Source organism: Bradyrhizobium macuxiense (assembly GCF_007993935.1).
Taxonomy (GTDB): Bacteria; Pseudomonadota; Alphaproteobacteria; order Rhizobiales; family Xanthobacteraceae; genus Bradyrhizobium; species Bradyrhizobium macuxiense_A.
This window is the reverse complement of the sequence record NZ_VITY01000003.1, coordinates 214,008-226,836: the sequence shown is the minus strand read 5'-3', so window position 1 is coordinate 226,836 and position 12,829 is coordinate 214,008. Positions and strand designations below refer to the sequence as shown.

Here is a 12,829-nt window from a genome sequence, read left to right as displayed (position 1 = left end):
CATGATCCAGCCGAGCTACAGGCACGCCGATTCGCTAGTGATCGAACATCAATCAGCAACGATTGGAAACAATCCCTCGTTTTTGGAACTCGGGAATTGGGCCGGTACGATCAGGCGTCGCTGTGACGATCGGTCACAGCGACGGCATGACCGTCCCATCATGCTCAAGCACGCTGCGCTCGCAACAGCGGTCGCGGAAACGCCTGTGCGCAGGCGACACCGAGCAGCGCAAGGCCGCCGCCGATGACGTGGAATGACCTGACCGGCTCGCCCAGCATCACGATCGCGGCCGCGGCGGTCAGCACCGGCAGCAGGTTCATGAAGATCGCGCAGCGGCTCGGGCCGAGTTGTGCGACACCGCGGATCCAGAAAAACGGCAGCACCACCGAGGCCAGCGCGCCGGCATAGACGATCAGCGGCCACGTTTCGGCATTGACCTGCCGGAGCGGCGCCGGCGTCGCGAGGAAGGCAGGAAACATCACCGCCAGCGCGCACAACGCCTGCATGTAGGTGGACTGCCATCCGGTGATCGGCAGATTCCAGCGCTTCAGCAGCACGCCGTACAGCGCGTAGACGATCGCGGCCAGCAGCATCAAGGCGTCGCCCGCATACACGCCGTTGTGCAGCAGCGACGACAAGTCACCGCCGCTGACGAGATAGACGAGGCCCGCAAACGACAGCGGCGCGCCGCAGATCATGCCAAGCGTCGGCTGCTCGCCGAGCAGCGCGGCGCTTAGCGCGACGGTCAATAGCGGGGTCAGCGCGGTGAAGACAGCCATGTTGGTCGCGGTCGTGGTCTCGGCCGCAAGATACGACAGGCTCTGGAACAGGCACATCGCAAGGAAACCGAGGATCGCGAGCGGCCCGAGATGCGGCCAGATCGCGCGGCGATTGCGCCAGGCGGCGCGCGCCACGAACGGCGACATCAGGAGCACTGCGACCAGCAGGCGATAGAAGGTGATCGCCTGCGGACCGATCGTGTGCGCCGAGAGACGCGAGACAATGACGTTGCCGGCCCATAGCACGATGGCAACGAAGGGATAGAGAAGTGCGGCATTCTTCCTGAGCATGACGTGGCAGCGCGTTGGTGAAGGAGCACCAGCAACTACCTGTCGCATCAGCGTCCGTCTCACGCTAAAATGACCTCACCTAGCGAGATTGGGACATGCAGATTAAGACGTGTTGGACGAACTGATCACACGGCACCTCGACTATCACGCCACGGCGCGGCCGATGGCAGCGATGGAGATCGACTATCCGAGCGGCGCGTCGACCGGCCTGCATGCGCACCCGCGCGGCCAACTGCTCTACGCGATCGAAGGCGTGATGATCGTGCGCTGCGCCGAGGGCACCTGGGTGGTGCCGCCCAATCGCGCGGTGTGGCTGGTCGCAAATCTCGCGCACGAGGTCCGCATGTGCGGCGCGGTCAAGATCTGCACCGTGTTCGTCGATGCCGCCGCGGCGCCCGATCTGCCGCCGACCAGCTGCGTGTTCACGGTCTCGCCGCTGCTGCGCGAGTTGTTCGTCGCCGCGATGCGCGTGCCGCTGGACTATGCGCCCGGGACCTCAGACGAGCGTCTGATGCGCGTGCTGCTCGACCAGCTGCGCGAAATCGATGTGCTGCCGCTGCACCTGCCGATGCCGCGCGACATCAGGCTCGCACGGATCTGCACGGCGCTGCTGGCCCGCCCCGATGACACCTCGACCGCCGAGCAGTGGGCGCGCCGGCTGAAGCTGACGTCGAAGACGATTCACCGTCTGTTCACCAGGGAAACCGGCATGACGTTCGGCGAATGGCGTCAGCAGGCACGCCTGCTGTTCGCGCTCGAACGGCTTGCGCGCGGCGCGCGGGTGGTCGATGTCGCGCTCGATGCCGGCTACGCCAGCCAGAGCGCTTTCACCGCGATGTTCCGCAAGCATTTTGGGGCGACGCCCAGCGCGTTCTACCGATAGACGGCCACGGCGGAGAACTAACGCTCCGCAGGCGGAGACTGCGCCACCGGCCCCAGGATCCATTCCCTGAACGCTGCAATCTTCGGAAGCCCCTGCCGGTTGTCGGGGCAGACGAGATAATACGCGAACTCCTCCAGATGCGCGGTCTCGAGCAGCTGGATCAGCTCGCCGTTCTCGATCTCATGCGCGACCATCGCCGCCGGCAGCAGGCCCGCGCCCTGCCCGGTCAGCACGGCCTTCAGCAGCAGGCCGCTGTCGTCGAACGAGGGTCCGCGCGGCGCGCGAACCTCCGCGATGCCGTTGGCCTGAAACCACAGGCTCCAGCCCTTGCGATCGGCGTCATGCACCTGCGGCCAGCCCGCGAGTTCGCCGGGAGATGCCGGCCGACCGAGACGCGCGATCAGCGAAGGCGATGCGACCGCCACCATCTCGACCGTGACGACGCGGTCGCTGCGCAGCCCCGGATAACGGCCAAGGCCATGGCGCACCGCGACGTCGATGCCGCTGCGCGAGAAATCGACCAGCGTGTTGCTGGTCACGATCTGCAGGTCGATCTCCGGATGCGCGTTCTGAAACGACGCCATGCGCGGCACCAGCCAGGCCGACGCAAAGAACGGCGTGACGCTGACCGTCAGCGTGCCGACATCAACCGACGCAGCGACGCGGCGCGACGCCTCCGCGATCTGGCGGAATGCATTGCGGATCGACGGCAGATAGTCGCGTCCGGCGTCGGTGAGATAGATGCCGCGCGGCACCCGCTCGAACAGCTTGACGCCGAGATGGGCCTCCAGCGTCTTGAGCATCTGGCTGACCGCGCCCGGCGTCACGTACAGCTCCTCGGCCGCGAGCTTCACCGAGAGATGGCGGGCAGCGGATTCGAACGCCTTGAGTGCGTTCAGGGGCGGAAGCCTGTTTTCCATGATTTAGATTTTCTAATCGTTAGCACGCAGCAAATCTGGTTTGCCAATCCGGTTATCCGAGCGCTCTATAAGCCTAACTTAATGCTGGAAGCCGCGTCAACGCAGAGAAAGCCGAACCAATAAGATTAGATTATCTAATCTTAGTTTCCGGCGTCCGCGGACGGCTTTCGGTTCCCTGATGAAGCCAGGATTGATGGAACCAAGACATGATTGAGGCCACACAAAGACTCGCGCTGCACGAGGTCGGTGCGGACGGCCATCCCAACCAACTCGTCGATCGCATCAACGCATCGCAAGCCGGCAGCCTGCCCGGCCTGCTGGACTTTCAATGGCTCGAAGCCCAACGCGGCCACATCAGCGGCCGCTTCGAGATCGCAGCGAAGCACTTCTCGCCGCACGGGCTGTTGCACGGCGCAAGCATCGTCGCCCTGGCGGACACCGCATGCGGGTTCGGCTGTCTCGCCTCCTTGCCGGACGGCGCCATCGGCTTCGCCACCGGCGAGTTGAAGACAAATTTCATCGGCGCCGCGCGCGAAGGCGGCGTGAGCTGCGAGGCGCGCCTCATTCACGCCGGCCGCACCACCCAGGTGTGGGACGCGGAGATCAAGAGCGAGGTGACCGGCAAGACCATCGCGCTGTTTCGCTGCACGCAGATGCTGCTCTATCCGCCTACCAAGGCAGGCGACCGTGCGACGCAGGGAGAACGAACATGAGGAACGCCGTCATGCACGCCGGATATCAGAGAGCAAAGCCGTTCTACGGCTGGATTGTCGTCGCGGCCGCCTTCATGGTGACCTTCATCGGCTTCGGCAGCGCCTACACCTTCTCGTCCTTTGTCGAGTCCTTGCAGCGCGAGTTCGGCGCCTCGCGCGGTTCGGTGTCGCTGGTGTTCTCCTTCGCCGGCTTCCTGTATTTCGGTCTCGGCATCGTCTCCGGCCCGCTTGCCGATCGCTGGGGCGCGCGCAGGCTTGCTGGCGTTGGAATGGCGCTGGTCGGTCTCGGCATGGTGCTGGCGGGACAGGCGCAGACCATCCTTCAGGTCTATGCCGCCTACAGCATCGGGATCGGCGCCGGCGTCGGTTGCGCCTATGTCCCGACGCTCGGCGCCGTGCAGCGCTGGTTCGTCAAGCGGCGTGGTTTTGCATCGGGCCTCGCGGTCAGCGGAATTGGCGTCGGGACGCTGGTGATGCCGCCGCTCGCGACCTGGCTGATCACGAGCCTCGGCTGGCGCGATGCCTACGTGGTGCTCGGCGTCGTTGCCGTCGTCGCCGGGATCGGCGCATCACTGCTGATCGCCGACGACCCGCGCCGCTATGGCACCGGACCGGACGGCGATCCGCTGGAGACAGTCTCCAGCGCGCCACTCCGCCAGGGCGTCTCGATCCGCGGCGCGGTCAGGACCGCCCGCTTCGCCGGGCTCTATGCGGCCTGCCTGATCAGCGCATTCGGGGTGTTCGTGCCCTTCGTGCATCTGGTGCCCTTTGCGGTCGATCATCAGGTAGCGCCGACGCTCGCGGTGTTGCTGCTCGGGATGATCGGCGTCGGCAGCACCGCCGGCCGGTTCTTCCTCGGCGGCATCGCCGACCGCGTCGGCCGCGACGCATTCCTGATCGCGATGTATCTCGGCATGGCGGTCTCGCTGGCGATCTGGGCGATTGCGAGCAGCTTCTGGTCGCTCGCGGTGTTCGCGCTGCTGTTCGGCGTGTTCTATGGCGGCTGGGTCGCGATCCTGCCCGCCGTGGTCACCGACCATTTCGGCGGCCGCAATGTCGGCGGCATCATCGGCATCCTCTACACCAGCGTCGCGTTCGGGACGCTGCTCGGTCCGAGCGCCGCCGGCTTCGCGTTCGACATCAGCCACAGCTATTTCATCCCGGTGGCGATCAGCGCAGCCGCCAACCTCGTCGCCGCCCTGATCGCTGTCGCGACGATGCGAACCGCCTCGCCGATCGCCTCGGTCGCGCGGCCATGACGCCTCATGACGGTCGGTGACGTCAGTGCTACGCTTCGCCATGACCAATGCCTGGACTTATCGGCGAGCCGACCGTGACGACATCGTCGAGCTGGCATCGTGGCGCGGTGCCGGCTCGCTCGGCCTCAGGCCGCACTTCCATGACGAACACCAGCTCGTGCTGGTGCTGTCCGGGTCGCGCAGCTTTCGCATCGAAGGTGAGACCATCACCGTGCCTGCCGGCCATGCCGCGCTGATCCCGGCGGGGATGCTGCATGCGCCGATGCCGACGTCGGACGAGGAGACGGCTTGCCTGAACGCCTATGTTCCGGCGAGCCGCGCCTGTTCGTCGCTCCAGGTCGTCAGCATCGGGGCTCGCTGGCAGCGCGTCGACGAGATCTCGCCCGAGCACATCCTCGAGATCGCGGGCGACATCCTGTCGCGCGCGCCGTCTGCTTCGACCGGACGCACCGACCGGTCCGAGCTCGGCGCCGCCCTGACGGAGAGCCTCGCGCCGATCGGCGCCGTTGCCGCAGGCTTGGGGCGAAGCCGCGAAGGGTTCAGCCGCATGGTGAGGCGCGAGCTCGGCGTCGCGCCGCATGCGCCGCAGATCCAGAGCATGACCATCGGGCAGCAGAAGACCGCAGCCTTGCCGTCGACCGCTGCGAGCGGTGCCGTCCTCGGACTGGCGTGTGTCTATGGAGGGTTCTTCGGCGCCGGGCTCGGTGTCATCCTGACCGCGGTGCTGTCGGTCACCGAGCCCAACGACATCAGGGCGATCAAGGCGCTGAAGAACCTGCTCGCGACCTGCGTGTCGCTCGCCGCCACACTGATCTTCATCGTGCAGGGAGCGGTGCGCTGGCCGGAGACGTTGGCGATGCTGCTCGGCGCCGTGGCCGGCGGCTATGCAGGAGGTCACCTGATCCGGGTTCTTCCCGCGCCCGTGGTCCGCCAATTCGTCATTGTGGCCGGAGCGGTGATGACCGTGATCTACGCCGCGCGATACTGGTTCTAGATGGAGCGAGGGAGCCGAGGCTCCCGGCTCGATAGCTGTTGAGCTGGAGCGTTTTCGAGCGAAGCGATTACCGGTTCGCGCGAAGAAACCGCGCCAAACGAAACCTAATGCGTCGTCATCCAGGCGCGGGCTTCGCGCTGGGCAGCCGCGATCTCGACGTCGGACATCTGCTCGGCGACTTCGCGGCGGTGCGCGATTGCGTCGGTACGTCCCTTGAGCGCCGCCAGGTTGAACCATTTGTGCGCCGCGACGAGGTTGACCACGCCGGAGCGGCCGCTCGCCCAATACATGCCGCGCTCGAACAGCACGTCCTGGATTGCGGTCGCAGCAACCGGGACGGCGCTTTCCTGATCGATGACCCCCTGAAACATTGTCGTCATTCCCCTTTTTGTTGTTGGCCGCCCTCCCCCGAGCGCGGCCCCCGTCCACTGTTCAAACGTCCTGTTATTCGCTCGCCGTTTGCCGGCTTGTTGGGATGATCATGGCCCATCAAATTTGAAGAGCGGTTTAAGTATCGCGATGAACGGGATGTAAACCGGCGCCGCCCGGGGCGCCTCGCTGAATCGCAGAAGTGCCTGTGCCGCAGGCACTTCCTTTCATTCGTGAACGCCGGTTTACCCTGGTGCTTCGGACAACGATAACCATCGCGGACAACGGCCGCGCCTGCCGGCCGGCCCTCGCCGGCGATCAGTCTCGAAATTCACGGAGGGGTGCCGGGCCCTGCGGACGATCCACGGACGGCGCGCATACAAAAGCAACGCGAGGCCGTCAGGCCCAACGTCGATCCAGAACTGGGATGTGGGAAAGTGGCTGCCGGGCGCGGACTGCGCGGGCCGCCGGAACGAGGGGGTCGGCGAACACGTCAGGACCAGATTTCAGCTCGGCATTCTCGCCGGTGAAATTGCGGAACCAAGCGGGCTCCGCACCGAACGAAGAAATCTCTGTTTCTTCTGCCGGACCGGTTTTGGGAAGGTTGCCCTCTCCGAAATTCGATCCAGCCGTTTGACCTGATGTCTCGCCGACACCCTCTTTCGTCAGCCAGAGCCTTGGGGTGGGATGTGCCTCTCAGCAGTCCGTCCGCTGGCTCTCGCGACGTGCCGGCGTCAAGCCGCCGGCAATCCTCTCAAGGCGAGAGGCTTACTTCTTCTTGGCGACCTTGCGGGTCTTCTTCGCAGTCTTCTTCACTGCGCTCTTCGCCTTCTTCGCCTTCTTCGCCTTCTTTGCCTTCTTAGCCATGTTGCCCTCCAGTATGTGAGATGGCTCTACTTCGCTGCGTGCACTCGGGAATCGATATGCACTACTTCCCGAATACACCAACAGACCGAAAAAAACAGTGTCCCGCTTAAGGAAGTGTTGACGCAGCGATGGCAGTGCGCACAGCGCGCGCCGCCGTTCAAATCGACGATGCATTCGCGCGACGATGCAAGAAGTGCAACAGCGGCCGACATCGGCATTTGTCAACGTTGCGGGAAACGCCTTGTATTGTAGGCTTTCCATGAATTCGCATTGACGCGATCGACGCACGATCGCCGTTGCGCTGAGTCGCGAGCGACGGCGAAAAGCGGCGCGTCGCAGACGCCGAGTCGTAATTTTTGGCAACGAAAAAATTTTCGTGGGAAAGACGACTTTTGCCTCGTTTGAGGTCGTCCGAGCCGAATTCGCGAACGAATCGCAGGTTCGCCGATTCGGCGCCGACGGCGTCAGTGCCACCGTCGAGAGAGGGTGTGAGGCTGGATCACGCCGCGTTCACGCGCGCGCGACGACACCAAAGGTGATCGCGCGGGAGCATGATCCGGTCGGATCATGCGCCAAGGACAACATCATTGTCCTGTTCGTCAGATGCCGAGCTTCGACTTCAGGAGGTCGTTGACCGCTTGCGGGTTCGCCTTGCCGCCCGACGACTTCATCACCTGACCGACGAACCAGCCGACCAGTTGCGGCTTCGCCTTGGCCTGCTCGACCTTGTCGGGATTGGCTGCGATGATGTCGTCGACCACCTTCTCGATCGCGCCGAGGTCGGTGACCTGCTTCATGCCGCGCGTCTCGACGAGTGCGCGCGGATCGCCGCCTTCCTGCCAGACGATCTCGAACAAGTCCTTGGCGATCTTGCCGGAAATCGTTCCCTCGCCGATCAGGTCGACGATCGCGGCGAGTTGCTGTGCCGACACCGGCGAGGCAGCGATCGCAACGCTCTCCTTGTTCAGCCGGCCGAACAGCTCGTTGATCACCCAGTTGGCGGCGAGCTTGCCGTCGCGCGCCTTGTCGGCAAGACCCGACAGCACCGTCTCGTAGAACTCCGCGCTCTCGCGCTCGGCGACCAGCACGCTCGCATCATAGGGCGACAGGCCAAAGCCCGTAATAAAACGGGACCGCTTCTGATCTGGCAGTTCCGGCAGCTGCGCCTTGAGGCCGTCGACGAAGGCCTGGCTGAACTCGAGCGGCAGAAGATCGGGATCGGGGAAGTAACGGTAGTCGTGCGCCTCTTCCTTGGAGCGCATCGAACGGGTCTCGCCCTTGTTCGGATCGAACAGCCGGGTTTCCTGGTCGATGGTGCCGCCGTCCTCGATGATCTCGATCTGACGCCGCGCCTCGTACTCGATCGCCTGGCCGATGAAGTTGACCGAGTTCATGTTCTTGATTTCACAGCGGGTACCGAACGCGGTCTCGCCGTAGCGACGCACCGAGACGTTGACGTCGGCGCGCAGATTGCCCTTCTCCATGTCGCCATCGCAGGTGCCGAGATAACGCAGGATCGAGCGCAGCTTGGTGACGTAGGCCTTGGCCTGCTCGGCATCGCGGATGTCCGGCTTGGAGACGATCTCCATCAGCGCGACGCCGCACCGGTTGAGGTCGACATAGGACATCGTCGGCGACTGATCGTGCAGCAGCTTGCCGGCGTCCTGTTCCAGATGCAGCCGCTCGATCCCGATCGTGACGCTGCGGCCGCCGTCGAGCTCGAGCGACACCTCGCCCTCGCCCACGATCGGCGACTTGTACTGGCTGATCTGGTAGCCCTGCGGCGAGTCCGGATAGAAATAGTTCTTGCGGTCGAACACCGAGCGCAGGTTGATCTTCGCATTCAGCCCGAGGCCGGTTAGCACCGCCTGGCGGACGCACTCCTCGTTGATGACCGGCAGCATGCCCGGCATCGCGGCATCGACCAGCGAGACATGCGAGTTGGGCTCGCCGCCGAACGCGGTCGACGCGCCGGAGAACAGCTTCGAGTTCGAGGTGACCTGGGCATGGATCTCCATGCCGATCACGACCTCCCAATCGCCGGTGGCGCGCTTGATCAGTCTATGCGGGGCGGCAGATGCGGTCATGGATCTCGGTTTCCGGATAAAGTGAATATCTGGGATGGATTGGGCTTCGCGCAACCAACCGCGCCAGTCAAGCCGCCTTGCTGTCCCCTTGCCGCCCTTGCGGCCCGTAGCCGCGCATTGAGGCGCGGATCAGAGCCCGCGCCGGAACTGCTGGTAGGCCTTGCTCGAGCGCAACGCGTCCGCGCCGCCCACGATCAGCTGGTCGACCTGCTCCGGTGGCAGCGACAGCCGCGTCGGGATGGCGTTCAGGATACCGGCGCGTTCCGGTCCCAGCCGGTCGAAGCCGAGCCGCTCGACATAGATTGCGACGTCGCCGCACTTCCAGCCGGCGCCGACGGCAAGCCGGCTCCGATCCGCCGCCGACAGGCCGCAGCGCCAGCGCTTCAGCTTGCCCGACCAGTCACCGGCGAGCGCGGTGAAGGCCGCGTAGCTCGAACGCACGCTGGCATCGATCGCGGTATCGGCCGCCGCCGACACCAGCTCGACGCCGTTCGGTCCTTCGAGCGTCTGCACGAAATCGCCTGAGATGCCGCGGCCGGCATCGACCACCAGGAACAGGATGCGCTTCAGCTTCGCGGCCTGTCGCTCGTCGAGCGGCTCGTAAGGACGCTGGGCGGCGAGCAGACCGATGCTGAGCGCCGACAGCCCGTAATTGTCGACCAGCCCGCCATCGAGCAGCTTGACGTAGCGCATCGAGCCGTCGCGGTAGCGCGCCTGGGCCTCGGCGTAGGAGCGCAGCAACGGCTGCGCGTTGGGATCGTTGCGCACCCGATCGTACCAGGGCGGCAGCGGCGCGGCGCAGCCGCCGGGATAGGTTTGCAGCACGATCGGGGCAAATGCCAGCGGCACCGCGGCCGACGCCGCCACCGCTTCGGCGACACGATAGGAGCGGATGTCGCTGCACAGCGCATCGAACGAGGTCTTGCCGAACACGAACGGCGTGCGGTTGTAGATGTCGGAGGCGTTGATCCACACCCGCGGCCGGCGGTCGTCCGGCAATGCCTCGAACCGCGCGCCGTCGAACAGGTTCTGGTCGAGCCAGTCGGTGAACTGGCTGTCGTTGACGCCGCCGCCCAGCGCGCGCCCGATATTGCCGAGCGAGATCCGGGTCTTCAGTCCCTCCTCGGCATTGCGCAGCAGGAAACGTTCGCGGAAATCGGCAAGCGCCGCGCGCCGCTTCAATCCGAAATAAGCTGCGGTGACCGATCCGCCGGAGACGCCGGAGACGAAATCGACGCGATCGAGCAGCGTCTTGCTGCCGGCCGCATTGGAGTGCACCCGGTCGAGCTCTTCGAGCACGCCGAACGAAAACGCCGCCGCACGCGTGCCGCCGCCGGAGAACGACAGCGCGAGCAACAGGTCATCTTCATAGGCCGGATAGTCGCGGGCGCTGCTGTTATCGGCGAGCGCGGCACCGAGCGGCACATTGCCGGGAAGATTGTAGACGGAGGCGCAGCCGGCAAGGCCCGCTCCCACCACGGCCACCAGCAGCGCTGACAGCCATCCCCCTATGCCCGACCCACGCACGAATACTCTCTTTGCCACTGGCCCCCGCCCGGGTTCCACCAGCCTATCACGGTCAATCTGGGCGGCGGCATGGCGGCCGAAACACGGTTAATGCTCGCGGTGTCACGACACCAGCATGTTCGCGGTAGTTCAGGCTGAAAGCGTGGACACAATCCGCTCCCACTCGGCCTCGAGCGTGTCCTTGGCGACCGGCTGGCCGGCTCGGCGATACCAGTAGCCGGCATTGCCGAGGTCACCCTCGACGCGATGCAGATAGGCATGCACCCAGGCCGAGTTGGCGTCGCTCTCGTCTTGCACGATGCGGTGCGCCTGATCCCAATCGCCCTTCTTCGCCCACCACAATGCGGCGAGCGGCGGCGACAGCGCCGCATCGGGCGCAGCATCAGCGAGAGTGGTGCGGAAATCCGCCATCGCTCACCACCACTTGGGCGCCGTGAAACGTCCCGCCGCCTGCTCGATCACCTCGCCGAGCGAGAACAGCGTCTCCTCGTCGAACGGACGGCCGATCAGTTGCAGGCCGAGCGGCAGGCCCTGCGCGTCCTTGCCCGCGGGAACGGCGATGCCGGGCAAGCCCGCCATGTTCACGGTCACCGTGAAGATGTCGTTGAGATACATCTCGACCGGATCGGCGCCGCCCTTCTCGCCGATGCCGAACGCCGCCGACGGCGTCGCCGGCGTCAGGATCGCATGCACGCCCTTGGCGAAGCAGTCCTCGAAATCCTTCTTGATCAGCGTCCGCACCTTTTGCGCACGCAGATAATAGGCATCGTAATAGCCGGCCGAGAGCACATAGGTGCCGATCAGCACCCGGCGGCGCACCTCGTCGCCAAACCCATCGGCGCGGGTGTTTTCATACATCTCGATGATGCTCTTGCCCGGCTCGCGCAGCCCGTAGCGCACGCCGTCATAGCGCGCGAGGTTCGACGAAGCCTCCGCCGGGGCCACGATGTAATAGGCCGGCAGCGCGTATTTGGTGTGCGGCAGCGACACCTCGACGAGCTCGGCGCCGGCGGCCTTCAGCCATTGCGCACCCTCGCTCCAGAGCTTTTCGATCTCGGCCGGCATACCGTCGAGCCGATATTCTTTGGGGATGCCGATCTTCATGCCCTTCACGGACTTGCCGATCGCGGCCTCGTAGTCCGGCACCGCGATGTCGACCGACGTGGTGTCCTTCGGATCGTGACCGGCCATCGAGCGCATCAGGATCGCGGCGTCGCGCGTGGTGCGCGCGATCGGGCCGGCCTGGTCGAGCGAGGACGCGAACGCCACGATGCCCCAGCGCGAGCAGCGGCCATAGGTCGGCTTGATGCCGACGGTCGCGGTGAACGCGGCCGGCTGGCGGATCGAGCCGCCGGTGTCGGTCGCGGTCGCGCCCATGCAGAGCAGCGCCGCCACCGCCGAGGCGGAGCCGCCGGACGAGCCGCCCGGCACCAGCGTGGTGTTGGAGCCCTCGCGGCGCCACGGATTGGTGACCGGGCCGAAGCACGAGGTCTCGTTCGACGAGCCCATCGCGAACTCGTCATTGTTGAGCTTGCCGAGCAGCACCGCGCCGTCGCGCCAGAGCTGCGAGGTCACCGTCGATTCATAGGGCGGGATGAAATTGCCGAGGATCTTCGAGCACGCCGTGGTTCTGATATCGCGGGTCGCGAACAGATCCTTGATGCCGAGCGGAATGCCGGCCAGCGGTCCGCCCTCACCCTTTGCAATTTTCTCGTCGGCGGCCTTGGCCATCTCGCGCGCCCGGTCGGGCGTCTCGAGCACATAGGCATTGAGCACGCGCGCGGCTTCGATGGCGGCGAGATGCGCGTCAGTCAGTTCGCGGGCGGTGAAAGACTTGCTCGCCAGGCCCTCGCGGGCCTCGGCGATCGTCAGCGATGTCAAATCGGTCATTTATTGATCGGGCTGCAGAAGAACGGAGACAGGGTTTTGTCGTTGGCGGGGTCGTCTTGGCGCGCCCGGTTATTGGCATTTTCCTTGGCGCGGGCGGCATCGAGCGCCTCGAGATGGTCGAGCACGGCGTCCATCGCCGCATTGGGGTCGGCGACCTTCCCCTTGCGCTCCATCGCATCGAGGAAATCCATATAGGCCTTGTAGGCCTTCTCATCGTCGCAGAGCAGACACATTGGACTTATCCGATCGG

General features: G+C 65.2%; 12 protein-coding genes. 4 read left to right on the top strand and 8 right to left on the bottom strand.

The genetic code is table 11. The features are described 5' to 3' along the window. Window positions 1–164 precede the first annotated feature (164 nt). Window positions 165–1,070, bottom strand: a complete 906-nt coding sequence (locus FBZ93_RS08965; RefSeq protein ID WP_146985566.1) for a DMT family transporter — start codon at window positions 1,068–1,070, stop codon at window positions 165–167. Between the two features lie 109 nt (window positions 1,071–1,179). Between FBZ93_RS08965 and FBZ93_RS08960 the strand changes: the two genes are divergently transcribed. Continuing rightward, window positions 1,180–1,953 carry an AraC family transcriptional regulator gene (locus FBZ93_RS08960; protein ID WP_246667419.1) on the top strand — a complete coding sequence of 258 codons (774 nt, stop codon included), beginning with the start codon at window positions 1,180–1,182 and terminating at the stop codon, window positions 1,951–1,953. A gap of 17 nt (window positions 1,954–1,970) precedes the next feature. Here FBZ93_RS08960 and gcvA read toward each other — a convergent pair whose 3' ends face one another. Then, a complete protein-coding gene (gcvA, locus tag FBZ93_RS08955) occupies window positions 1,971–2,873 on the bottom strand; it encodes a transcriptional regulator GcvA (RefSeq protein WP_208763981.1) in 903 nt (300 codons plus the stop codon). 206 nt (window positions 2,874–3,079) lie between these two features. On the opposite strand from gcvA, the gene FBZ93_RS08950 reads away from it, so the two are divergent. From FBZ93_RS08950 to FBZ93_RS08940, 3 genes are read left to right on the top strand one after another with little or no spacing between them, the layout of a single operon-like run. After that, the gene (locus FBZ93_RS08950; protein ID WP_146985564.1) at window positions 3,080–3,586 is read left to right on the top strand and encodes a PaaI family thioesterase; all 507 of its coding nucleotides are present in this window, start codon (window positions 3,080–3,082) and stop codon (window positions 3,584–3,586) included. Next, window positions 3,583–4,845: an MFS transporter gene (locus tag FBZ93_RS08945; RefSeq protein WP_246667418.1), complete on the top strand. Its 1,263-nt coding sequence runs from the start codon at window positions 3,583–3,585 to the stop codon at window positions 4,843–4,845. The genes FBZ93_RS08950 and FBZ93_RS08945 overlap by 4 nt, the downstream gene beginning before the upstream one ends. A 16-nt stretch (window positions 4,846–4,861) precedes the next feature. Continuing rightward, the gene (locus FBZ93_RS08940; protein ID WP_167528974.1) at window positions 4,862–5,839 is read left to right on the top strand and encodes a TSUP family transporter; all 978 of its coding nucleotides are present in this window, start codon (window positions 4,862–4,864) and stop codon (window positions 5,837–5,839) included. A 104-nt stretch (window positions 5,840–5,943) separates the two neighbouring features. Here FBZ93_RS08940 and FBZ93_RS08935 read toward each other — a convergent pair whose 3' ends face one another. The 6 genes from FBZ93_RS08935 to FBZ93_RS08910 form a co-directional block, all read right to left on the bottom strand. After that, window positions 5,944–6,210, bottom strand: coding sequence for a hypothetical protein (locus tag FBZ93_RS08935; protein ID WP_021078341.1), 267 nt, complete (start codon window positions 6,208–6,210; stop codon window positions 5,944–5,946). Window positions 6,211–7,674: 1,464 nt separating this feature from the next. Beyond that, window positions 7,675–9,162, bottom strand: coding sequence for an Asp-tRNA(Asn)/Glu-tRNA(Gln) amidotransferase subunit GatB (gene gatB / locus FBZ93_RS08930; RefSeq protein WP_146985562.1), 1,488 nt, complete (start codon window positions 9,160–9,162; stop codon window positions 7,675–7,677). A 129-nt stretch (window positions 9,163–9,291) separates the two neighbouring features. Next, window positions 9,292–10,653, bottom strand: coding sequence for a patatin-like phospholipase family protein (locus tag FBZ93_RS08925; protein ID WP_146985990.1), 1,362 nt, complete (start codon window positions 10,651–10,653; stop codon window positions 9,292–9,294). A 165-nt stretch (window positions 10,654–10,818) separates the two neighbouring features. After that, window positions 10,819–11,100: a hypothetical protein gene (locus FBZ93_RS08920; protein WP_146985561.1), complete on the bottom strand. Its 282-nt coding sequence runs from the start codon at window positions 11,098–11,100 to the stop codon at window positions 10,819–10,821. A gap of 3 nt (window positions 11,101–11,103) precedes the next feature. Beyond that, complete coding sequence (gene gatA / locus FBZ93_RS08915) at window positions 11,104–12,579, bottom strand: Asp-tRNA(Asn)/Glu-tRNA(Gln) amidotransferase subunit GatA (protein ID WP_146985560.1); 1,476 nt, start codon at window positions 12,577–12,579, stop codon at window positions 11,104–11,106. Continuing rightward, on the bottom strand, window positions 12,576–12,812 hold the full coding sequence (locus FBZ93_RS08910; RefSeq protein WP_021078336.1) for a hypothetical protein: 237 nt from the start codon (window positions 12,810–12,812) through the stop codon (window positions 12,576–12,578). The genes gatA and FBZ93_RS08910 overlap by 4 nt, the downstream gene beginning before the upstream one ends. Window positions 12,813–12,829: the final 17 nt, after the last annotated feature.